We start from the raw sequence: 21294 nt of genomic DNA, 5'->3' as shown, positions 1-21294 counted from the left end.
CTCTCAAAAAATCGACCGCCCGGTAAGCGTGGTCAACCGTTCCAGTGCCTGGACGCCTGCAAGCGAGTTGCCGTTCGCATCGAGTCCGGGCGACCAGACGCACACGGCCATCTCCCCCGGCAGCACCGCGACAATCCCACCGCCCACGCCGCTTTTCGCCGGCAGCCCAACGCGATACACGAAGTCACCGGCAGCGTCGTACGTGCCGCATGTCAGCATGAGGGCAGACAGGCGTTTGGCCGAACTCGCGTCGAGGATGTGTTCGCCCGAGACCGGCGCGACGCCGCGGTTGGCGAGAAAGAGGGAAGCAGTCGCCAGCTCGACGCAGTTCATCTCGATCGCGCATTGGCGGCAGTAGGCGTCGATCACGGTCTCAGGCGGCATCTGCAAGTTGCCGAAGCTCGCCATGAAGTGCGCCATCGCGCGGTTGCGTTCAGCGTGCGCAAGCTCGGAGTTGGCGATGCGGAGGTCGTAGTCGAGATCGGCGACGCCGGTCAGGCGCCGCATGAACTGGATGAGCGCCGTCTCGGCGCGGACGAAGCGGCGGCACAGGACGTCGGTGACGACGAGCGCGCCCGCGTTGATGAACGGATTACGCGGCACGCCGCGCTCGGCTTCGAGCTGGACGAGCGAATTGAACGCGTTGCCCGACGGCTCGCGGCCGACGCGCGTCCAAAGTGCGTCGCCGATCAACTGGAAAGCGAGCGTGCAGGCAAAGAGCTTCGAGATGCTCTGGATGGAAAATCGCTCGTGCGCGTCGCCGACCGAAAAAACGCGTCCGTCGAGCGTAACGACCGCCATGCCGAAGCGCCCGGCGGGCACTTTGGCGAGTTCGGGAATGTAGTCCGCGACAAGGCCGGCGGTGCGCCACGGTTCGATGTCGCGATGAATTCGTTCGAGGATTTCCTGATAGTTCGGTTCGGTCATCGACAGGTGCGTCCGAGAGCCCTTGAGCACGGCAGCGATGATACCGCAGCCCGTCAGCGCTCAGTCACCTGCCCCCGGCGCCACGCACGTCTATGTCAGGATCCCACTAGCCGAAACCCAGCACTGTAAGCGGCTCCGCGATGTGATGAGTTTCCAAGCCAGAGCATCGCGTCGATGGGACGGGGGGCGAGCTTCCGGATGCGGCCATCAACGGCCGTTCATGGCAACCCTTGTCGGACGCTCGAACGTCCCTTCTGCCTCCGAAAACTGCCCTTTGGGAATCACCACACCCGATTCCGTGTAATCGCCGAATCCCGAGGAGTCCGGCATTCGGATGAATTCGAATAGCGCAGTATTGCTGCCGTCCGGTTGAAGGGGTTCAGGCAATGCGTCGCGTAGCGCATCGACATCCGTTTCATACGTGATGATCAGATATTCGCGGTCGATGAACCGATAGGGGCCGCGCGGATAGGACGGCGAGGCTGCGGGCATCGACGGCAGGGCGAGGACATCTTCACGTTTCATGGAGGTCTCCAGGAGAATCGTTCTGCGACATTGCAGGGACTATCGGTTTCAGATGCGTGCGTCGGTGCGTTGAGCACTGTCGCGCGGCATCGCGACGGAATGCGCGAGTGTTCTCGCGTGAGCCTTGTGATCAAGTGACAGGTCAGCGAGCGGCTTGTGGCCGTTAATGTCTTCGGCCTCGTTCGACCGGGTAAAGCGCAGGTGCGTGATGTCTGTCGGGAAGAACATGCTCCAGCTCCACTCGACAAAGATTCTCAGCTTGCGGCCAAGCGTCGGAATGCGCGAGAGATAGAACGCACGCCACAGCAGCCACGCGGGCAAACCGGTCACGCGTACGCCGTAGATCGATGCGACGCCCTTCATATGACCGATGGTGGCCATCATCCCTTTTGCCACGAACGAGAACGCATGCGTGTCCCTGCCTGTCAGATGGCGCACGAGGTTGTCCGCAAGTTGATGTGCTTGCGCCACCGCATGCTGTGCCGTAGGCGGCGACGGTTGTCCCGTCGCTGCATTGCGCACCAGCGCGCAGTCTCCCGCGGCCCAGATGCCGGGCAGGTCGGGCACGCTCATATCGACGTGCGTTTCGATACGGCCGCGCTCGACGGGCATGCCGATGCGCGCAGCAAGCCGCTCGATCAGCGGGTTTGGCTTGGTGCCGATCGTACAGATCACCGTCGATGCTGGAAGGAGCTCGCCGTCCTGCAGCACGACGCCTGCTGCGTCGACGCGTGACGCGCGCGTGCCGAGCCTGACGTTGATACCCCGATCCGCCATGTGTTGTGCAGCCATCGCGCCAAGCTTTTCGGGCATTTCGGGCAGCAGCCGGCTGGCGTCGTGCAGTATCGTGACGGCAACTTCCTCATCGCGCACGAGCTTGTAAAAGTGCCGCACGCTATGCAGATAGTCGGCCAGCTCGCCGGCCACCTCGACGCCGGAGAACCCGCCGCCCACGACGATGAAGTGTCCAAGGCGCCGTCTGACGGCTGGGTCCGACTCCAGCTCGATGCATGCGAGCCGTCGCAATACCTGATTGCGGATGAACATCGCGTCACCGATCAGCTTGAGCGGCAACGCGTGTTCTTTCATGCCCGGCACGAGATCGAGGTTGGCACGCGTTCCAAATGCGAAGATCAGGTGTTCGAAGGCAATTTCGCGAGGACCGGCGAGCGTCGTGCCATGAACGATCCGGCGCTCGTAGTCGATGTCCTGGACAGTCGCCATCATGAAGCGCGAACGCCTGAGCATCTGGCGAATCGGCACGATGACCTGCTCGGGAAAGACAGACGCGCCCACGACTTCGGCAAGCATCGGATTGAAGGTCGTGAAGCTTTCGTCGCTGACGAGCACGACGCGATATGGGGCAGGCAACCTCTTTTCGAGTGCCTGCGCGAGCGTCGTGCCGGCGAAGCCGCCGCCGACGATCACGATGTTCTTTTCAGCTTCCATGTCAACTCCTGCTGCGCGCCCTTCGGCCGGAATGGCTTGCATGGGCCTGTGAGGTAGTGTGCGAAATCGTCCTCACGCGGAAGTCGCCTGGAATTCACTTTTTCGTCACGACATCCAGACGGCCACGTCGACCGGTCCGGCTACGCCCGCGACCGAACGCGCCGACCTTGTCGGCCTGGTCTCGGCGTAGCCTTGGGCAATAGCGTGCGCATAGGTGGCATGCGGCGTCATGGCGCGCGTGTTCTCCGCCTTGTTGTGCTTTTCGAGCTTCGCAGCGAGATTGACGGCATCGCCGATCACCGTGTACTCGAGCCGCTTTCCATCGCCGACGATGCCGAACAGCACCGGACCGCTGGCGATCCCGGCGCCGACGTCGGGCGCCGGCTGGCCGGACCGGCCGCGCGTTGCACGCCAGCCATCGACGGCGCGCATCACGGCATCGACGGCACGCAACGCATTCGCTGCATGCCGCGTATCGGGTATGACGGCGCCGAAGCTCGCAAGAATGCCGTCGCCGAGTAACTTGTCGATACTGCCGCCATGCGACCGGATGATCGGCACGATTAGTTGCTGATATTCCCGAAGCAACGCGATGAGATCGGTGACGCAGAGCGTGCGCGACGCTTCCGTAAAACGGCGCATGTCGAAGAACACAATGGTCGCTTCGCGTATGTCGGCCTGCCCCGGCATTGCAGGCACTTCAGACCGTGTTATGCGGTCCGCGACCGGGTCGTCGAAGAACATCGAGAGGTCGGGGACGGCCTGCCGACCCGACACCGACAGGATGACGAAGCGGCGCGCGCGGGCGAGCGCGATTGCGAGTACCGCCGTTGTCACCACGATCGCAAGTACTTTGTCCAGCTCGCCGCCGAAGTGAATCTGCGTCGAGCGCAACGAGGTGACGTAATCCCACGTCACCGTGTTGCCCTGTGCATGAGTCAATGCGTACGCAAGCAACGCCAGCCATCCTGCCGCCGCCGTCAGGCCCGACAGCAGGACCCATATCGGCTCGAAGCGCAGTGTGCGAAGAGCAATGAGTATGAACACGCATGCGAACTCAGTGCACTTCAGAGAGAACGGCGCCGGCTGCTCATACTGCAGGTGATACGCCCAGATCACGAACATCAGCACGGCCATTTCGGTCACGACGGTCGCGCCCACCATCCATCGTTGAAGCTGCCCCGTCACGGCAAGATAGAGCCGTATAAGTGCAACAACCGAAAAGAGTGTGAGACCGAGCGGCACTGCCCGAATGGGTGCATCCGGCGAAAAGCCGGGTGGGGTGAATGCGTATAGCACAGCGAGGACGGCTGCAATCAGTAACTGAACCGCCGTCACCAGCAGTTCGCTACGGTACTGCTCGCGTTCCAGTTCTTGCAGTACGCGCGCAGGTCACGCTTCGGCGCGCATACGCCTTCCCAGCATCGAAACGAATGATTGCGTGAGCGTCGACATTCGCGAATCCAGGTCGTATCCGGGAATGCGCTAACCCGATGGAGGCCGGATGGCACCGTCCGCGATCTTCGAGCATGTGCCAGCTGGAAGCAGAAGCCATTCGTCGCCTGCCGCATCGCGTGGCGCGCGGCCCGCGCACGCATGCTTCGCCGTGCCGCAATCGTTTCGCCCGGCTCGCACGATGCCGAAGCACCTTTCGCGATCGAATTTGAAAATCGCGGCTGAGTGGGGGCCGAGATGAGTGTTGCGGTCGACAGCCACCGCAATGGCGCCAAATGCACTCAGGATCACGAGGGCATTACCGATTCGGCGATTCATGCCAGCCCCTTGTTTCGCGATGCCAGCGCGATCGCAGCACTCTGCGCGATAGCGATACGGCGCCGATCGCGACACACATCGCTGCGAAGGCGACCCATGCATAAGGCCGCAAGAGTGGCATCGCAACCAGTACGAGCGAGTCGTTGCCACCCGGGATCATCAGGCTTGCCGAGCCCATCAGCGCGCCTCCGCCCAGGCAGCGCGCCAGTTGCGAAAGTGTCACGCGCGGACGGCGAGAGCGTTCGCCGCGCATCGCTCGCGTGATACCGGCTGACGTGGCGCCCACGAGCAGCGCGCCGAACAACAATGCGCGCGAGGCTGTAGCGTCTGCGTGCCCTTGCGCAAGGTCGGAGAGCGTGTCGGTGTATGTCCAGGCTCCGTCGATCACGAACAGCAGCACGAACGTGATGCCGATCGCGGCTGTTGCGGCATGTGGTGACCACACTGCTCGTTCGGCTGCGCCCGGATCGTCGCCCTGCATGCCGGAAACGGCACGTGCCCCGCGTGAGTGCAGCGCGCTGGCCGCAAGCGTTGCGACCATCGCCCCGAGCAACACGATGATGAAAGCAGACGCGTGCGGAGTCGGTGAATCGTGAACGGGGATCGGGATCATCGCGGCGAGCCCACGCGCGGCGACGCGGCAGCCGGCGTAGTAGCCGATGGGCGTTGCGACATAGCACCATTGTCCCGCGCCGATGCGCGCGATCGTGCCCAACGCGCACGCGCCATTGACCGACGCACCGAGCCCCAGCGTCAGTCCACCCCACACCGTCGCGAGGGTCACGGGCGCGCTGGCCGGGAGCGATGGCAGCACACCGAACGACTGCGCGAGCAGCAGGCCGCCCAGCACGAGCATCGATGCGGCGATGAGTGCGAGCAGGCGCCCGCATTTTCGTTCGTCGATGATCTCGTTGATTGCGGCCACCGTGCAGATCGCCCCTCGCCGGATGGCGACGCCCATCGCGAGCGCGCAGAGCGCGGCAAGTGTCGCTGGGACGGCACCAGGCATGAGGTTGACCATGACATTGCTCCGCAAGGCGGGACGGACGAGCTACAGGAACTCGGCGCGGATATCGATGCTGGAGCGCTGGCCGATTGCGTCAAAGTTGTCGTGCAGCCACGTTTCAGCCTGGGCACGACCCTCATCGCGAAGAAAGCACAGGAACGGCCAGTCGGCATTGAGCTTGCTCGACACGCCAAGCGCCGACATCGCTTCGTCGGAGCGGATCGAGTGGATCAACATCTGCTTCATGTCCGGCCGATCGATCTTGCCTTCCTGAATCAGCGTCGTGACGAAACTGATCGCCCTCATTTCGCGCATCAACGACGAGTTGAAACTGACCTCGTTGATGCGGTTCATGATCTCCGACGCCGTTTTCGGAACGCCCCGCCGCACGATCGGGTTGATGTGCACGATCACCACGTCGCGCGTACCGCAGTGATAGATGAGTGGAAAGATCGCGGGGTTGCCCATGTAGCCGCCGTCCCAGTAGTGTTCTCCGTCGATCTCCACGGCCTGGAACAGGAACGGCAGGCAGGCGGATGCGAGCACGGCATCGGCGCTCATCTCGTGGCCGTCGAATACGCGTACCTTGCCGGTTTCGACGTTGGTCGCGCAGAGATGAAGATGAATCGGACAGCCGGCGCGCAACGCTTCGAAATCGACGTGGCGTTCAAGCACGTCGCGAAGCGGATTGAAGTTCATCGGATTGAACTGGTACGGGGACAACATCCGCAGCATGAGATCGGTCATCACGTACATCGGCGAGTAGTTCAGCGTATGGTCGTTGTGAAGAAACGTCTCCCAGGGCAGCTTGCGAAAGGGGCTCGCATACTGCGCCGCACGGGCTACGTCTTGCCAGAACGCATGGAGCGCGGCGCGTGCGCCGTCCGGGCCACCCCGCTGAAGGCCGCTTGCCAGCACGGCAGCGTTCATCGCACCCGCGCTGGTGGCGCTCACACCCTCGATCTCAAGCCGTCCATCTTCGAGAATACGGTCGATCACGCCCCACGCAAACGCGCCATGTGCGCCGCCGCCTTGCAATGCCAGCGCAATCTGCTTCGTGCCGCCGTTTGCGCGCGGGCTGACGGTTGTCCTGTTCACGGCTGCCTCCTAGTGTTGCGTCCAGCCGCCGTCCACCGCGAGGGGCAGCGGCCGTGATCGACGCAGCAGCGTCGGATGCGAGGAACAATGCGAGCGCGGCGATTTCCTCGACCGTCACGAAGCGCTTGCGCGCCTGATGGACGAGCAGAACATCGCGAATGACGCTCTCCGCGGGGATGCCATGAACCTTCGCCTGCTCGGCGATCTGCCCTTCGCCGAGCGGCGTCTTCACGTAGCCGGGGCAGATCGTGTTGCTCGTGATGCCGTGCTCGGCCACCTCGACGGCAACCGTCTTCGAAAGACCGATCAGGCCGTGCTTGGCGGCCACATAAGGCGCCTTGAACGGCGAGGCGACTAGTCCGTGGGCCGAAGCGACGTTGATCACGCGGCCCCAGCCGCGCGCCTTCATTCCGGGCAGGACGGCCTTCACCAGATGGAAGGCAGAGGACAGGTTGATCGCGATGACAGCGTCCCAGCGGTCGTCCGGCTGCTCGTCGATGGGAGCGACGTGCTGGATGCCGGCGTTGTTGACCACGATGTCGACCTTGCCGAATGCATCGATGGCCTGCTGCGCCATACGCCGCACGTCTTGTGGAACACCCATGTCAGCAGGGCTGTAGCGCACGCGGACACCATGTTCGCGCTCGAGTTGCACACGCGCCGTTTCGATGGCATCCGCGTCGCCGAAGCCGTTGAGCATGACGTCCGCGCCGTGCGCGGCGAACGCTGTTGCGATAGCGAGACCGATGCCGCTCGTCGAGCCGGTGACGATAGCTGCTTTTCCGTTGAGCATGAGATTCTCCGTATTGCACTGTGCAGGACGGGGCGCGCCTTTGTCGTGCGCGCGTCGGGTTGAGATTGCGCGGTATTCAAGGGCGTGACGGTGCGTGACCCAGCCAGCGGCTGATCAGGTAGTCGAGCGACAGCTTGCCCGGACCGTGCAGTAGCGTGACGAGCAGAAAGAGGCCCCAGTACTGGTGATCCCGCAGACCGACTTCGCCAAGCCCCGGATAGGAAATGACAGCGATGATGTTGAAGATGAAAAGCCCGAATGCCGCGAAACGCGAGCCGAGCCCAAGCACGAGGAAGATCGGAAAGCCCAGTTCGGCGGCCGTGCCGAGGTAAGCAGCCAGCACGGGCGGCAGGAGCGGCACCGAATACTCGCCTTGAAAGAGGGCGAGCGTTGAAGACCAGCTTGCGATCTTGGTGAGCCCTGACTGGAAAAACACAAGTCCGATCACGATGCGCATGCCGAGGTCGAGTACGGGTGTCGCGAATTCCAGCGCGCGCAGCGCTGAACGGCAAAGCGAAAGTGCCTTGTGGGAAACGCCGGACGGTTCGGCGTCGTGCGTCGCGGAAAGTGGCGATGAGAGCTTCATGTTGGAACCTCGGGTCGTCGTGACGGCCGGCAGATCAGAAGGCGCCGCAGCCGGCTCGGTGCGGCGCCCGGATGGAGTGGGCTATGTCAGCCCGCGGCCGCTGCTTTGGCGACGGGACTGAGAACGCCGCTTTTTCCACCGGGCTTGGCGAACTCCGACATCTGCAGATGCGAGCCGGCGATCTTGTCGCACGTGCCCTTGGGAACGAGAATCCATGCTTCCGTGTCGTGGTCCATCTTCGCCGTGGCGGCGCATGAACTCTTGCTGGTGCCGCAGTCGTTCTTGCCTGCCTTCGCGATGCCTGCGCACTTTTCGAAGTCGCCGGCTGCAAATGAGGCCGTGCTTGCCGTTGCGACGCCAATGGCAAGCAGACTTGCAATGGCGCCTTGAATGATGCGTTCGCTTTTCATGATGCTTCCTCCAGGGTGGTGATGAGGTCAGGCGCGATTGCCTGAGTCCCGGGATGAAGTGTGCGAAACGCAGTTCACGGCTTTGTCGCCCAAAAATCAATTTTTCGTCACGACATGCGGCCGCGCTGGACACGCCGCGCTGGCGATCTAGAATGATCTACACGCAATGCATTCGCCGCGTTCGTGCGGGCAATGCGGTGTCTCCCAACAGTCCAGTGAGGATGCAGGTCATGTCTCGCAACGTTCTGGTGATCGAAGACGACAATGACATCGCCCAACTCGTCCGCATGCAGCTCGCAGGTCTGTCCTGCGAGACGACCGTGCTCAATGACGGCAGGGCAGGGCTGGCGGAAGCGCTTGCCAGACCCTACGACCTGGTGGTGCTCGATCTGATGCTGCCGGGTGTCGATGGCCTGGAGATTTGCCGCCGCCTGCGCTCGGAACGCCGCTATACGCCTATCCTGATGTTGACGGCGAAGTCGACCGAACTCGACCGGGTGCTGGGCCTCGAAATGGGCGCGGACGACTATCTCGCGAAGCCATTCAGCGTGCTGGAGTTCGTTGCGCGCGTGAAGGCGATTTTCCGGCTGGTCGACATGATGGCAAATACGGCTGCCGGTGAGCACACGCTGATCGAATGCGAAGATCTGAAGATCGACGTCGAACGACGCGACGTGACCGTGCGTGGCGCACCGATCCTGCTGACGGCCAAAGAGTTCCAGTTACTGCTTCATTTCGCGCAGAACCCGGGACGGGTCTATACACGCGGGCAGCTGCTCGATCAGGTGTGGGGCTACAGCCATAGCGGCTATGAACACACCGTTAATTCACATATCAACCGCCTGCGCGCAAAGATCGAAATCGACCCAAATTCGCCGGAATACATCCAGACGGTATGGGGCGTCGGCTACAAGTTCCGCAATGCGCCCGAGAACTAACCTGCGTCTGTTCGCTACCTTGTATGGCCGTCTCGCGTGCTCGCTGATGGTGGTGTTCATCGCGATCGGCGCCGTCATGATCGTGGCGTCGCAACGTATGTTCGAGACGCAGCGGCTGTTCGAACTCGTGACCGACCTCGTGGTCGGCACGGTGGCATTCAGCCTGATCGCCGCGCTCGTCGTGTTCCGCTTTCTCACGCTCAGGCTTCGGCGGTTGGCATCCGCGATCGAAGCATTTCGGGCAAGCGGTTTTGCAAGCCCGATGCGAGCGGAGGCGCCGGACGGCAACGACGATGAGATCGGCTGCATCATCGCTGCGTTTCAGGAGATGTCGGAGCGCATCGCGATGCAACTGGCGCAGCTTGCACAAGCGGACCGGCAGCGCCGCGAGTTGCTTGCCAATGTATCGCACGATCTGAGGACACCGCTGGCATCCATGCAGGGGTATCTGGAGATGGTACTGATCAAGGACGACGGATTGTCTCAGGAAGATCGCTGCCGGTATTTGCAGATTGCAGTGAAGCATTGCGAGCGGCTCGCGAGGCTCGTGCGGGATCTGTTCGATCTGACCAAGCTCGAAGCGAACGAAGTGAGGCCGCAGGTCGAGGCATTTCCGATCAGCGAACTCGCGCAGGACGTCGTACAGAAGTTTGCGCTTAGCGCTCAAAAGCGCGATCTCAAGCTGAGCGCGAGCGTGAGCGCCGATTGCCCGCCCGTTTGCGCCGATATCGGCATGATGGAGCGTGTGCTGGAGAACCTGATTGAAAACGCGATGCGCTACACGCCGGCCGGCGGAGAGATCAGCGTCGGCGTGCGTCGCGCTGGAGACCGGGTCGAGCTTCAGGTGAGCGACACGGGACAAGGTATCCATCACGACGACATCGGCAACGTCTTCGATCGCTACTATCGCGCGGATCGCGGCGAATCCAGCGACGCAGGCAACGCAGGCCTCGGGCTGGCGATCACGCAGCGCATTATCGAGCTGCATGGCGGGCAGATTCGTGTCGAGAGCACGCCGGGCGCGGGCACCACCTTCACTGTAGAACTGTCGATGGCGTAGGCGTCGTGCTGGCCTGCCGAAGTCAAAGATCAAAGTCGACGATGGTCGAGTCGAGGATGCGACGCTCGATAAACTCTCCGAGTGCAAACGCTGGATCGCAGCGTAAAGCGCGGTCATAAGCATCTTCCACGCTTTGTCCTTCGTGCAGCGCCTGCAGCATACCGAACTCGGCCGCCGTTAGTGCCTGAATATCGACAGCAAAGCCGACGCGGCGCACCAGGAGCCGATCGCCACCCGCGTCCATATTCACGACTTCATCGCTCATCGCATCAGGCTGATTGACCTCCCAGATGTTCAGGACCGGAAACGCAGACTCGAACAGACGGCATGCCGGGTGCAGTTCGAAGCGCAGCGTCGCGCACTCGGCGCTGGCAAGGTTCGACAGCAGCGAGAGCGGAAACGGAGCGTGATCGGCTGCATGAAACGCCTCGTGCACGAGCCATTCGAGCGTGGCCGTATCACGAAGGTAGGCGAGTGAGGCAGCGGGCGGAAAGTGTTCGAGGAAGGTCGGAAACGTGTAGCCGAACCGCTGTATGTCTCCGCTTTGCGATGGATGGTCATGAATGTACCGGTTCGCGGCATAGTCGAAGAACCCCTCGCCGACGAGTTTGTCGACAACGGGATAAACGGCGCGCAGTGCTTCGCGCAGGTTGTGATACACGTTGCCGGCATAGACCGACAGGCGTTCTCGTCCGTTGCCGCCGCAAACGCTCCCGTCGATTCTGGAGGAATCCTGTTCGAGAATCGCGCAAGCAAAGGCAGCCTGTAGCTCACGTAGTGAATGCATGGCGTGACCTCATTACCGTGGCGGCGTGGCGGGCTTCTTCGAGCAGGACTTCGAGCGGCGGGATGTCGGTATCCCATTCGATCAGCGTGGCGACCGGGCCGAAGCGGTCGAGAGCCTGTGCATAGAGTTCCCAGACTGGGGCTGCGACTCGCGTGCCGTGTGTATCGATCAGCAGGGTGCCGGCGCGGTCGTGACCGGCAAGATGAATTTCACGGATCGCGGAGACGGGCAGCGCATCCAGATACGCCACGGGATCAATGCCGTTATTCGCTTCATTCACATACAGGTTGTTGACGTCCAGCAATATCCCGCAACCCGTGCGCAGTGCGACACGGGCGATGAATTCGCCTTCGGGCATGGTCGAGTGGCGGAACTGGACGTAGCTCGATATGTTTTCAACGAGGATCTGCCTGCGAAGTCGTTCCTGCACTTCGTCGATGTGATTGCACACGACGTCCAGAGCCTCTTCGGTATAGGGCAACGGTAAAAGGTCGTTGAGATGCCTCGGGCCGACGCGCCCCCAGCTGAGATGCTCGGACACGAGCCCCGGCTGGATGCGCGAAATGAGATCGCCGAGACGGCGGAGATGGTCCTCATCCAGCGGGCCGGCCGATCCGAGGCTCAACCCGACTCCATGCAGACTGAGCGGATACGCGTCCCGAATGCTCTCCAGGTAGTGCAGCGGTTGACCGCCTGCACCGAAGTAGTTTTCGCTGTGTACTTCAAACCACCCGACGCGCGGCCGTTCCTGCAGAATCTGCCGATAGTGAACGGGGCGCAGGCCGACGCCTGTCGAAGCGGAGACAGTCTGAGCCGTTGCAAACGGTGCGGCGAGCGAGTGCATCTGGCCTACCTCGATGGCTGGATGGATAAGCAGCAATGTGGTCGATAACGATCACGAATCCGTCACGATTGCGTCGAATTTTTCTCCCGCGATATGAGCCACGCTTGCCGCGCGCTGGTGCAGAACGGGATGTTCGCCTATCTTTTGGAAGAACAGAATTCTTCGACGTTTGAGATGAGGCCTTCGTATGAGTCTCAAATGGAAACTGATCTGGCCGGCTGCCGCCTGTGTGCTGCTGTTGCTCGTCTGGCTGGCCGCAGGTCCGGTTCCGGGGTTGGCAGCTGGGTACGCACGATCGGGTCTTCTGGTGGTCGTCGCGGTGGTGCTTGCGGTGCTGCTGGTCGTCATCGGCATGATGGCGGAGCTTCGGGTATGCCGGCCGCTTCGCGCCATTCTGCATACGTTTGACGGTGCCGAAGCCGGCGATGCATCGGGCAAGGCGGCTGATGAAGTGCAGGCAGTGCAGTGCGCGGTCGAGGAACTTCGCAACAAGGTGGGCACGCTCAGCCAGACACTGCATGTCGCCGATGCGAAACGCTCGGCACTCCAGGCCGAACTCCAGTACAGCGAAGAGCGATATGTGCTCGCGATGCGCATCTCGGACGATGGTCCATGGGAATGGAATCTCCAGACAAACGAGTTTGTTTTCTCCGCGCGCTGGAAATGCATGCTGGGATATGGCGAAGATGAATTTCCGGATTCGATCGAGAATTGGCATAGGCATATTCATCCCCTTGACCTCGCAGGCGTCGAGGCCACGCTGCGGTGTTGCATCGAAGAACGCGTAGGCCAGTTCGAGCACCAGTTCAGGCTTCTGCACAGGGATGGCCAGTATCGTTGGGTGAGTTCGCTCGGTACGGTGATTCGTCATGCGAGCGGGAAACCGTTGCGTATCGTCGCGCTCGACACCGACATCACGCGGGTGAAGCATATCGAGAGCGTGCTGCGGCATATCGTGGAAGGTACTGCCGGTATGGGAGGGGAGGCCTTCTTCCGTGCACTGGTGCGCCACTTTGCTGCCGCGCTCGACGTGCCGTGCGCCTTCATTACGGAGTGCATCGGCTGGCCGCCCAAAAACGTTCAGACGCTCGCGTACTGGCTTCGCGACGATTTCCGCGAAAACATTGAGTTCGAACTTGCAGGGACGCCGTGCGAAGCGGTGTACACCGATGGCCGGCCCGTTTTTCATCCATCGGGCGTCGGGAAGCTATTCCCGCGCGACAAGGCATACGAGAGCTACTACGGCATACCGATCTTCGGCACGCGGGGAGACGTGATCGGGCACATGGCCTTCTTTAACGACAAGGAAATGAAGGAGCAGGATGTCCTGACCGATGCCGTGTATCAGATCTTCACGACTCGTGCGGCTGCGGAAATCGAGCGCAAGGCCGTGCTCGAACGTCTGAAGCATTCCAGCCTCGCGGACGTGCCCGACGCGTCCGGCGTCAATGGTCTGCCGCATCCCGCGTCCCATGTGACGAACATGTGATTTCCAGTTGATAGAGGCGTGAATATCGACAGCCAGAATCGCTCCTGAGGGTTCAGCCTGGAGAGGTCATGCGCGATGGGCCGTGAGTGAGGTCCAGAGGCTTGCGCTCCCGTGCTGCACTTTGGTGTGACGCGTCAGTCGCGATGGCGGCGCATTTCTCTTCTCCGGAGCAATCATGAAAACCGTTCGCAATGCATTCCTGTGTGCTGTTGTTCCTCTCGTTTGCGCGCTGGGCGCGACGCATGCACAGGCGCAAGGTATCGGCCGTAGCGGCAGCTATGGTCCGTGGTGGGATAGCCCCGTTACGATGTCGATGGACAAGCTGACGGCGCAGCAAAGAAGCGAAGTAGTGCAAATCAAGAGCAGGATGATGCAGATGACCATGGAGCATGAGCAGGCGATGGCAAAAATGGAAAGCGAGTTCATGCAAACCATGATGGATCTTCAGAAGCAACTGCTCGACGTGTTCCGCGGACATTGACTGCTTCAGGTTTCGAGAAGGGCATTTCAGTTGCGGTGACAATTGGCACCGCAGCTCGAAGCACGGTGATATCGCGATTCATTCAATGGCCGGGCGTGGCGGCGGGCTTTCGTGCCGCCACAGCAAAGACTGCGTGAACGTCCGTATTGTCAGGCTCGAATTTCTCCTGGTCTTCGATCCCGGCACGACCGATGGACGGGTATGCGGTCGTCGGTTGTGACCGCTGACCGATCGCGCGCTGACGCGTCGATTTACGCAGTATTGGCCGGCGCATCTTTCGCTTCGAAGGCGGTAGGATTGGTCCCGTTGTTCGCACGAAGGATACGCCCGGTGGATTGCTCCAGTCGGAGCCATCGCCTGCTGCCGCGGCGTCGTGGCTAAATATGGCGCTCGAAGCGACATGCCGACCCTGATCCTAAACCCACACACGGGACAGGGACGCCATCCGGTTGTTGATCGGTGGAAAAACACACCAGCCATCATGATGTCGGAAAAAGAACATGGCCATTGTGCCCGTTTGTCGTGCAGTTTCGACGCGGACGTACCGGCCATTTAGCGAACTGGTTGAACGGAACCGTGTGACGCGAATCGAGGTGGCCGGTGTCGGCGCAAGCCATTTGTCGACCAGGGAGTGCAAGGACCGGGGGCTGCTATTCATGATTCCCTCCTCCGTGTTCCGTTTCTGCTTCAAACTTTCAACGGAAACCTGAACCATGGACAGAAGTATGGCGACGGGAATTAACGCCGTGGTCAAGGATATGTCACGTGTTTGTCTCGCCGTCGCGAGCAATTTCAGTGGCTTCGAACAGCAGCGAAGTACCATCGCATGGGGCAAAAGTGAAGAACTGCGTTACCGGGCCACCATACCTTGCTTACCTTCCGGGTGCTGTGGTGCGCCGCCTGCCTCGACCAGAAAATCCACGAACGTGCGCACCTTCGCTGATGTATGGCGATTGCCGGGATAGACGACTGAGACCGACTGCGGCGGAGGACGAAAATCAGCCAACACCTCGACGAGACGACCGCTGTGTAGATCGTCTTCGACAGTGAAATCGAGCAGTTGCGCGAAGCCGGCATCGTTTAGCGCACCAGCCAGTGTCGCCAGCGGGTGATCGAACGTGATCGAGGGCCGAATGGCAACTTCGTACGCAGCGCCTTCGCTTCCTGAAAACGTCCAGGGCAGCACGCGGCCGCTGTCGGGCATCACGAGACCCAGGCAATCGCAACCGCGCAAGTCTTCCGGCCGCGCTGGAACAGCGTGCCGGCGCAAATAGCCCGGCGCGGCCACTACGCGAAAACTGGCCTGGTGCAAGGTCCGCGCGACAAGGCGCGAATCGGCCACGTGGCCCAACCGGATCGCCATGTCGAAGTCCTGCTTCACGAAATCCGTCAGGGTGTTGCCGAGGGAAACGGCGACTTTCACCTGTCCCAGATAGCGTTCGATGTACCTGGGTATCAGTGGAATAACCCGTTTGATTCCATAGCTGTACGGCAGACTGATCCGCAATTCCCCACGCGGCATGCCATGGCGCGTTAGCGCCTGTTCGGCATCCTGGATGCTTTGCAACGCCGTCTGGCAGGTCTTGTAGTAGGCAAGACCGTCGTCGGTCAGACGGATCGCACGCGTCGTGCGCTGGAACAATTTGAGCCCCAGCCGGTTTTCGAGGCGCTGCACGGCTTTACTGATGGCGGAGGGTGTCACTCCCAACGCCGATGCCGCGGCAGTGAAACTTTGCGCTTTCGCCGCAGCGCAGAAGAGTTCCACCGCATTCAGCCGGTCGATCCCTGAATCTTTCATGAAGTGCGTGCCTCTCGGGTCGGAAAGGACGCCCATCGTGCCCGAGTCGCGCGTCCCTTTTCAAGGCTTCGAGTTTGGGACGCCCAGTATATGCCCGTCGGCGCATTTGTGCCGTCACGGCACAAATGAAATGCCGCTCGACGTCTTCCCGTGAAGCGACATCCGCTTCTGCAGTATGACATCGCCAGGTTCGTCACACGATGGAGAGTCACACACATGGACAATACGTTAGCCGCTGCGGTGCCGAATCATGCTCACCTTGGCGTGGCAATCGGGCGACTGCTGATGGCAGTTCTCTTCCTGGTGTCTGGTCTGCTGAAGATCACCCACCTCGCGGCCGTCACGGCAATGCTCGCGGGGCTAGGGATGCCGTTTGCGCATGGCGTCGCTCCGCTTGTCGCGATGTTCGAAACGGCAGGCGGGTTGTCGCTGGCACTTGGCTGGCAGACACGACGCGTCGCGCTGGCGCTGGCCCTTTTCGTGGTGCCGGCGACGCTGATGTTCCATTCGTTCTGGAATGCCGATGCCGCCACATACAGCAATCAGCTCAATCATTTCCTCAAGAACGTTGCCATTTTCGGCGCCTTGCTCATGGTTGCAAGTTCGAGCCCAACTTCGCAAGTCGACAAGGATTCCAGGTAACGCGGCCTCGGCTCATCAATCAGGCAGCCAAAGGCCAAGCGCAGAGCAGGCCCGACGATGCCGCCGCTCACAACTATTCCAACGTGCACCTTCAGGAGGCGCAGCAATGCAATTACCGCAAGCGGCCGTAGACATTCCCGCCTTCATCGATGCTAACCCCGTCAGCCGTTTTCAAATCCGGATCCTGATATTGATTGGCCTGACCGTAGTCATCGATGGGTTTGACGTTCAATCGATGGGCTTTGTTGCGCCTGCCATCATTCAAGCCTGGGGTTTGAACAAGGCTGCTTTTGGACCGGTATTTGGAGCCGGTCTTCTAGGAATGCTGCTCGCCTCGCTGGCATTGAGCGTCGTCGCGGACAAGGTGGGGCGGCGCCCTGTATTAATCGTGGCTACGCTTGCATTTGCGCTATGCATGCTGGCGACCTCGCAGGTGAAGACGATCACAGAACTGCTGTCGATACGGTTCATCACTGGCCTGGGGCTTGGTGCCATCATGCCCAATGCGATGGCGCTCGCTGGCGAATTCAGCCCGAAGCGCAATCGCGTGACGCTGATGATGTGGGTGTCATGCGGCTTTACGGTCGGCGCCGTGTTGGGAGGGCTCGTCTCTGCCGCACTGATCCCCTTGTGGGGGTGGCAGTCAGTCTTCATTGTGGGCGGCATCGTGCCACTCGCGCTCGCAACTCTGATGTTCTTTTGCATTCCCGAATCCATGCTGTTCACAGCGGTGCGCGGTGTTCGCGTTGACAGGCTGGCTGATACGCTGCGTCGGATCGATCCATCATTGGCCTTGACGCCGGACACGCGCTTCGTCGTCCCTGAGACGCGTCAGGACAAGGCTCCTGTGGTGGAACTGTTCCGCGCCGGACGCGCAAAAACGACGTTGTTGCTGTGGGTCGTCAATTTCATGAACCTGCTCGATCTGTACTTCCTGTCCAACTGGTTGTCGACGATCGCCAGGAGTGCCGGCCTGTCGACCTCGACAGCAGTGTTGGTCGGCACTGCGCTTCAACTGGGCGGCGTAATTGGCACGATAGCAATGGGACCGATCATCGACCGCATCGGCTTCTTCAAGGTCCTCGTGCCGGCGTTCCTGCTGGCCGCAGTGACGATCGCCACTATCGGTCAGCCGGGACTTCCGCTTGCTTTGCTGTTTGCCGTCGTCAGTGTCACGGGGTTGTCCATCATCGGCGGCCAACCGGCCGTCAATGCGCTGGCCGCAACCTACTATCCAACTTCGCTGCGGTCGACTGGCGTCGGCTGGAGCCTGGGCGTCGGACGAATCGGCTCCATCGTGGGGCCCGTGATCGGTGGCGAATTGATCCGGATGAACTGGAACAACACCGGGCTCTTCATTGCGGTGGCCGTGCCGGCCGTAGTCTCCGCTCTGATGTTGCTGCTGATGTCCTTGGACCTTCAAGCCATGAAGGCACGTGCCACTGCGCTCTGACTAACGGGAGTCTTGAAACGGCCTCAAAGCGGACCGTGGACGGTTGATGATATTCGTCCGCTTCGCGGCGGCTACCCAGTACGCCGTTCCGTCAACGGCAGCCACTCGCTATTTCGAATCCGCCTGATTTGCCTTGAGTCTGTCAGGCCGACGGCTAATGGCACCCAACGTGATCCCTGCGCGCAAGGTGAATGCCGGCAAGCATGCAGCGCACCGAGCCCCCCGCCATTTCGATGGTCGGCACATCGAGCGGCAGCAACCGGGCGGAACGTTCGATCAGCCTGCGCTGCCGCTGCGTAAGGCAGTCGAACGCACGCCGCGAGAGCGCGAGCAGGTGGTCGTCGCGTCCTGTCAGTTCCAGCGCGTTGCCCGCGAAATTGTCGATCTGTTCATTGTCGAGCGTGATCACCGTGCGTCCTGTTTCCACGAGGCGTCGTTGAATGTGCTCGCGCCGCGCGGTGTCGCTGATCAGGTCAAAGCCGACGAGCGCGAATTCCGTCGCGACGCTCATCATCACGTTCGTGTGATAGACCGGGTGGCCGTTGGAATCGGCCGTGTCGAAACACATCGGCTCGAAGTTGAAGTGCGTGCAGAAGCGCTCGAGCGCCACGGGATTCGCGCGCCGCGAGCGCGCCGTGTAGGCGATGCGCGCCACATGATCGAGCACCATCGCGCCCGTGCCTTCCAGAAAGATCTCGTCGTGTTCGAGGCCCGAATAATCGACGACATCCTGCACCCGATACTCCGACTTGAGCATCTCGATCACGTCGGCGCGCCGCTCGCGCCGCCGGTTGCTGCTGTACATCGGATACACCGCGATATGGCCGCCCGGATGCGTCGAGAACCAGTTGTTGGGGAACACGGAGTCGGGCGTGCCGTTGTCCCCTGGATCGTCGAAGAGATGTACGCGGATGCCCGCATCAGAGAGGCTTTGCGCAGCGGCGGTCACTTCGTCGCGAGCCGTGTTCGAGAGCGATTGCGCATGGGCGTCGTCGTGCGTGGCGCACGCGCGTTGAAAGGTATTGTCCCCGGCGGTTTCGGGATTGGGCGTGAAACGGTGCGGTCGCACCATCACCACGGCGGACGGGGCTTGAATCGACAAACGGTTCATATCGGCGAGCGGTAGGCAGAAAGAGCGGCGAAACGATCGTGATTCAATGCGCCAGGTCGAGAGCGGCGCCTTCGGTTGCGGGCGAGGATGCGGGGGTGGATGTGGCCTGCGTGCCGATCAATGCGAAGAGGTTTTTCGGATCGGCGGCGGGCGGAATCAGCGAGATCTGCGTCCCGGCATTGAGTTGCTGCGCAAGCGCATACAGGTAGCGCAGCGCCGAATAGTCTTCGAGCGCGAAGCCGACGGAATCGAAGATAGTGACCTGCGATGCACTCTCGCGGCCGGACGCCTCGCCTTGTAGGACGCGCCAGAGTTCGACGACAGGAAAATCGGCGGGCATCTGCTGGATGTCGCCTTCGATGCGCGTCTGCGGCTCATACTCGACGAACACGCGGCCCATGCGCAGCACGCCGGCGTGCAGTTCGGTCTTGCCGGGGCAATCGCCGCCCACTGCGTTCAGATGCATGCCGGGTTCGATCATGTCCGGCGTGACGATCGTTGCGTAGGTCTTGTCGGCGGTGACGGTCGTGACGATATCGGCACCGCGTACGGCCTCGGCCGTCGACGCGGCGCGCTCGACGCGCAGTGCTGTGCAGGCGGACAGATTGCGCATGAGCTTGTCGGTTGCGCGTGCATCGACATCGAACACGCGGATTTCGTCGATGCCGAGTTGCGTGTGAAATGCAATCGCCTGGAATTCGCTTTGCGCGCCGTTGCCGATCAAGGCCATTTTCTTCGAATCGGGACGCGCCAGCGCTTTCGCCGCGAGCACGGACGTCGCGGCCGTGCGCAGCGCCGTGGTCAGCGTGAGCTCGGCAAGGAGGACGGGATAGCCGGTATCGACATCGGCGAGCGCGCCAAATGCCATCACCGTATGGATGCCGCGATCCGCATTGATGGGGTGGCCGTTGACGTACTTGAAGGCGAACAGCTTCGTATCGGCGACGGGCATGAGTTCGATCACGCCGTCGCGTGAATGGCACGCGACGCGCGGCGATTTGTCGAAGTCGGCCCATCGAAGATAGTCGGCACGCAAGGTGTCGACGAGCTCGGCGAGAAAGCGCGGCACGCCGATGGTTGCAACGAGGCGGCTGGTGTCGGGAACGTCGAGAAAGCGGGTCATGGTTTTGTCTCCTGAGATGGCTTGCGGCATCGATAGGCCGCCCGATAGAGACATTATTTCCAGGAGCGAAGCCAGCAGAAAGATTGCAAAGTTGATAAATTTGTCACGGTTTCCGGCATTTTGATAAGGTGCGCTGGCAATTTGTTCAATTGCGCAGTTTTCAAAGGCGTCGTGGCCGTATGCTTGCCCGCCATCGACGGCTCATCGCACCAAAAGGTACTGACATGATCAATCTCGACGACGTCGATCGTCAGCTCATCGCCCTGTTGCGCGATAACGCGCGCGCCTCTGTCGTGACGCTGGCGAAGGAACTGAGAGTGGCGCGCGCGACGGTGCAGAACCGGCTGACGCGACTAGAGAAGAATGGTGTGATCGTCGGCTATACAGTAAGGCTCAAGCCGGCTGCGGAGAAGCATCGGATTCGCGCATTGATGTCGATTGCCGTGCAGGGCAACCGGGCCGCCGATGTCATCAAGGTGCTGCGCGGGCATCCGAACGTGTCGACCATCCACAGCACCAACGGGCGCTGGGATCTGATCGCGGAGCTGCGTGCCGACTCACTGGAGAATTTCGATCGCGTGCTGGCCGCGATTCGCCTGATCGACGGTATTGCGAATACGGAGACCAGCATTTTGCTGTCGACACACAAAGCCTGATTGGTCAGTAAGGTTCACCGATTGGCTGTAGGGGTGATAGCGCGCGTCATATTGCGGCAACAAGTGCGGTTCCTCCGCATCCAGAACGCGGACGTCCGAAGCACTCCCCGAAGCGGGCGTTCGCATCCTGGACTCGATCGTCTGTTTCGGGTCGAACTGGACCCGTGGAGCTTTGCGTCAACGAGAAGGGCGCGTCATGCGCCCAAGGCCGCAGTGACGTTGACACGCGAAGAAATCGAGAAATCGCTAGAGGGCGACTGGCTCAAAGCCAGGTGCCGCCCTGACGTTCGTTTGGCTCTTCCGTGAGGGCGTCGAATCCGTGGATCCAGTCCAGGTGATGCAGCA

20 protein-coding genes and 2 pseudogenes are annotated in these 21294 nt (G+C 61.3%); 7 read left to right on the top strand and 15 right to left on the bottom strand.

The window, feature by feature from the left end; genetic code table 11:
• Positions 1-3 precede the first annotated feature (3 nt).
• From BN2476_RS40215 to BN2476_RS40170, 10 genes and pseudogenes are all read right to left on the bottom strand, one after another.
• Positions 4-927 (bottom strand): glutaminase, encoded by a 924-nt coding sequence (locus tag BN2476_RS40215; protein ID WP_087739719.1) that lies wholly within the window; start codon positions 925-927, stop codon positions 4-6.
• A 267-nt stretch (positions 928-1194) separates the two neighbouring features.
• Positions 1195-1452, bottom strand: a pseudogene (locus BN2476_RS40210) (acetoacetate decarboxylase family protein); the annotation flags it as partial.
• Positions 1453-1500: 48 nt separating this feature from the next.
• The gene (locus tag BN2476_RS40205) at positions 1501-2901 is read right to left on the bottom strand and encodes an NAD(P)/FAD-dependent oxidoreductase (protein ID WP_087739729.1); all 1401 of its coding nucleotides are present in this window, start codon (positions 2899-2901) and stop codon (positions 1501-1503) included.
• A 105-nt stretch (positions 2902-3006) separates the two neighbouring features.
• The gene (locus BN2476_RS40200) at positions 3007-4239 is read right to left on the bottom strand and encodes an adenylate/guanylate cyclase domain-containing protein (protein WP_143811169.1); all 1233 of its coding nucleotides are present in this window, start codon (positions 4237-4239) and stop codon (positions 3007-3009) included.
• 147 nt (positions 4240-4386) lie between these two features.
• The gene (gene bufA1 / locus BN2476_RS40195) at positions 4387-4674 is read right to left on the bottom strand and encodes a BufA1 family periplasmic bufferin-type metallophore (RefSeq protein ID WP_087739716.1); all 288 of its coding nucleotides are present in this window, start codon (positions 4672-4674) and stop codon (positions 4387-4389) included.
• Entirely contained in the window at positions 4655-5695 is a 1041-nt protein-coding gene (locus BN2476_RS40190) for a YeeE/YedE thiosulfate transporter family protein (protein ID WP_087739715.1), read from the bottom strand. Before BN2476_RS40190 ends, bufA1 begins: the two co-directional genes overlap by 20 nt.
• 30 nt (positions 5696-5725) lie before the next feature.
• Positions 5726-6778 carry a patatin-like phospholipase family protein gene (locus BN2476_RS40185; protein ID WP_087739714.1) on the bottom strand — a complete coding sequence of 351 codons (1053 nt, stop codon included), beginning with the start codon at positions 6776-6778 and terminating at the stop codon, positions 5726-5728.
• A 9-nt stretch (positions 6779-6787) separates the two neighbouring features.
• A pseudogene (locus BN2476_RS40180) lies at positions 6788-7571 on the bottom strand (3-hydroxybutyrate dehydrogenase).
• A gap of 76 nt (positions 7572-7647) precedes the next feature.
• Positions 7648-8157, bottom strand: a complete 510-nt coding sequence (locus BN2476_RS40175) for a DoxX family protein (protein ID WP_087739713.1) — start codon at positions 8155-8157, stop codon at positions 7648-7650.
• Between the two features lie 86 nt (positions 8158-8243).
• On the bottom strand, positions 8244-8567 hold the full coding sequence (locus BN2476_RS40170) for a BufA1 family periplasmic bufferin-type metallophore (protein WP_087739712.1): 324 nt from the start codon (positions 8565-8567) through the stop codon (positions 8244-8246).
• Positions 8568-8797: 230 nt separating this feature from the next.
• On the opposite strand from BN2476_RS40170, the gene BN2476_RS40165 reads away from it, so the two are divergent.
• On the top strand, positions 8798-9505 hold the full coding sequence (locus BN2476_RS40165) for a response regulator transcription factor (RefSeq protein WP_087739728.1): 708 nt from the start codon (positions 8798-8800) through the stop codon (positions 9503-9505).
• Positions 9489-10565 (top strand): sensor histidine kinase, encoded by a 1077-nt coding sequence (locus tag BN2476_RS40160; RefSeq protein ID WP_235851183.1) that lies wholly within the window; start codon positions 9489-9491, stop codon positions 10563-10565. The genes BN2476_RS40165 and BN2476_RS40160 overlap by 17 nt, the downstream gene beginning before the upstream one ends.
• Before the next feature lie 22 nt (positions 10566-10587).
• On the opposite strand, the gene BN2476_RS40155 is transcribed toward BN2476_RS40160, so the two are convergent.
• Together BN2476_RS40155 and bufB are read right to left on the bottom strand one after the other, a co-directional pair.
• Positions 10588-11352, bottom strand: coding sequence for an HvfC/BufC N-terminal domain-containing protein (locus tag BN2476_RS40155; protein WP_087739711.1), 765 nt, complete (start codon positions 11350-11352; stop codon positions 10588-10590).
• Positions 11336-12196 (bottom strand): MNIO family bufferin maturase, encoded by an 861-nt coding sequence (gene bufB / locus BN2476_RS40150; protein WP_087739710.1) that lies wholly within the window; start codon positions 12194-12196, stop codon positions 11336-11338. The genes BN2476_RS40155 and bufB overlap by 17 nt, the downstream gene beginning before the upstream one ends.
• A 187-nt stretch (positions 12197-12383) precedes the next feature.
• On the opposite strand from bufB, the gene BN2476_RS40145 reads away from it, so the two are divergent.
• On the top strand, positions 12384-13685 hold the full coding sequence (locus tag BN2476_RS40145) for a PAS domain-containing protein (RefSeq protein WP_087739709.1): 1302 nt from the start codon (positions 12384-12386) through the stop codon (positions 13683-13685).
• Between the two features lie 175 nt (positions 13686-13860).
• The gene (locus BN2476_RS40140; RefSeq protein WP_087739708.1) at positions 13861-14166 is read left to right on the top strand and encodes a hypothetical protein; all 306 of its coding nucleotides are present in this window, start codon (positions 13861-13863) and stop codon (positions 14164-14166) included.
• A gap of 850 nt (positions 14167-15016) precedes the next feature.
• Here BN2476_RS40140 and BN2476_RS40130 read toward each other — a convergent pair.
• Positions 15017-15964, bottom strand: a complete 948-nt coding sequence (locus BN2476_RS40130; protein WP_087739725.1) for a LysR family transcriptional regulator — start codon at positions 15962-15964, stop codon at positions 15017-15019.
• A gap of 216 nt (positions 15965-16180) precedes the next feature.
• On the opposite strand from BN2476_RS40130, the gene BN2476_RS40125 reads away from it, so the two are divergent.
• Both BN2476_RS40125 and BN2476_RS40120 read left to right on the top strand, forming a co-directional pair.
• Positions 16181-16606, top strand: a complete 426-nt coding sequence (locus tag BN2476_RS40125) for a DoxX family protein (RefSeq protein ID WP_087739707.1) — start codon at positions 16181-16183, stop codon at positions 16604-16606.
• A gap of 106 nt (positions 16607-16712) precedes the next feature.
• Positions 16713-18059 (top strand): MFS transporter, encoded by a 1347-nt coding sequence (locus BN2476_RS40120; RefSeq protein ID WP_087739706.1) that lies wholly within the window; start codon positions 16713-16715, stop codon positions 18057-18059.
• A gap of 154 nt (positions 18060-18213) precedes the next feature.
• Here the strand turns inward: BN2476_RS40120 and ctlX are convergent, their stop codons facing one another.
• The gene (gene ctlX, locus BN2476_RS40115; RefSeq protein WP_087739705.1) at positions 18214-19170 is read right to left on the bottom strand and encodes a citrulline utilization hydrolase CtlX; all 957 of its coding nucleotides are present in this window, start codon (positions 19168-19170) and stop codon (positions 18214-18216) included.
• A gap of 43 nt (positions 19171-19213) precedes the next feature.
• Positions 19214-20293: an ornithine cyclodeaminase gene (gene ocd, locus BN2476_RS40110; protein ID WP_087739704.1), complete on the bottom strand. Its 1080-nt coding sequence runs from the start codon at positions 20291-20293 to the stop codon at positions 19214-19216.
• Positions 20294-20517: 224 nt separating this feature from the next.
• On the opposite strand from ocd, the gene BN2476_RS40105 reads away from it, so the two are divergent.
• Positions 20518-20949 carry an Lrp/AsnC family transcriptional regulator gene (locus BN2476_RS40105; RefSeq protein WP_087739703.1) on the top strand — a complete coding sequence of 144 codons (432 nt, stop codon included), beginning with the start codon at positions 20518-20520 and terminating at the stop codon, positions 20947-20949.
• Positions 20950-21294 lie beyond the last annotated feature (345 nt).

The sequence above is a fragment of the Paraburkholderia piptadeniae genome (assembly GCF_900007165.1).
Classification (GTDB): domain Bacteria; phylum Pseudomonadota; class Gammaproteobacteria; order Burkholderiales; family Burkholderiaceae; genus Paraburkholderia; species Paraburkholderia piptadeniae.
Note: the sequence above shows the minus strand (reverse complement) of the source record. Positions and strands in the feature narration are given on the sequence as shown.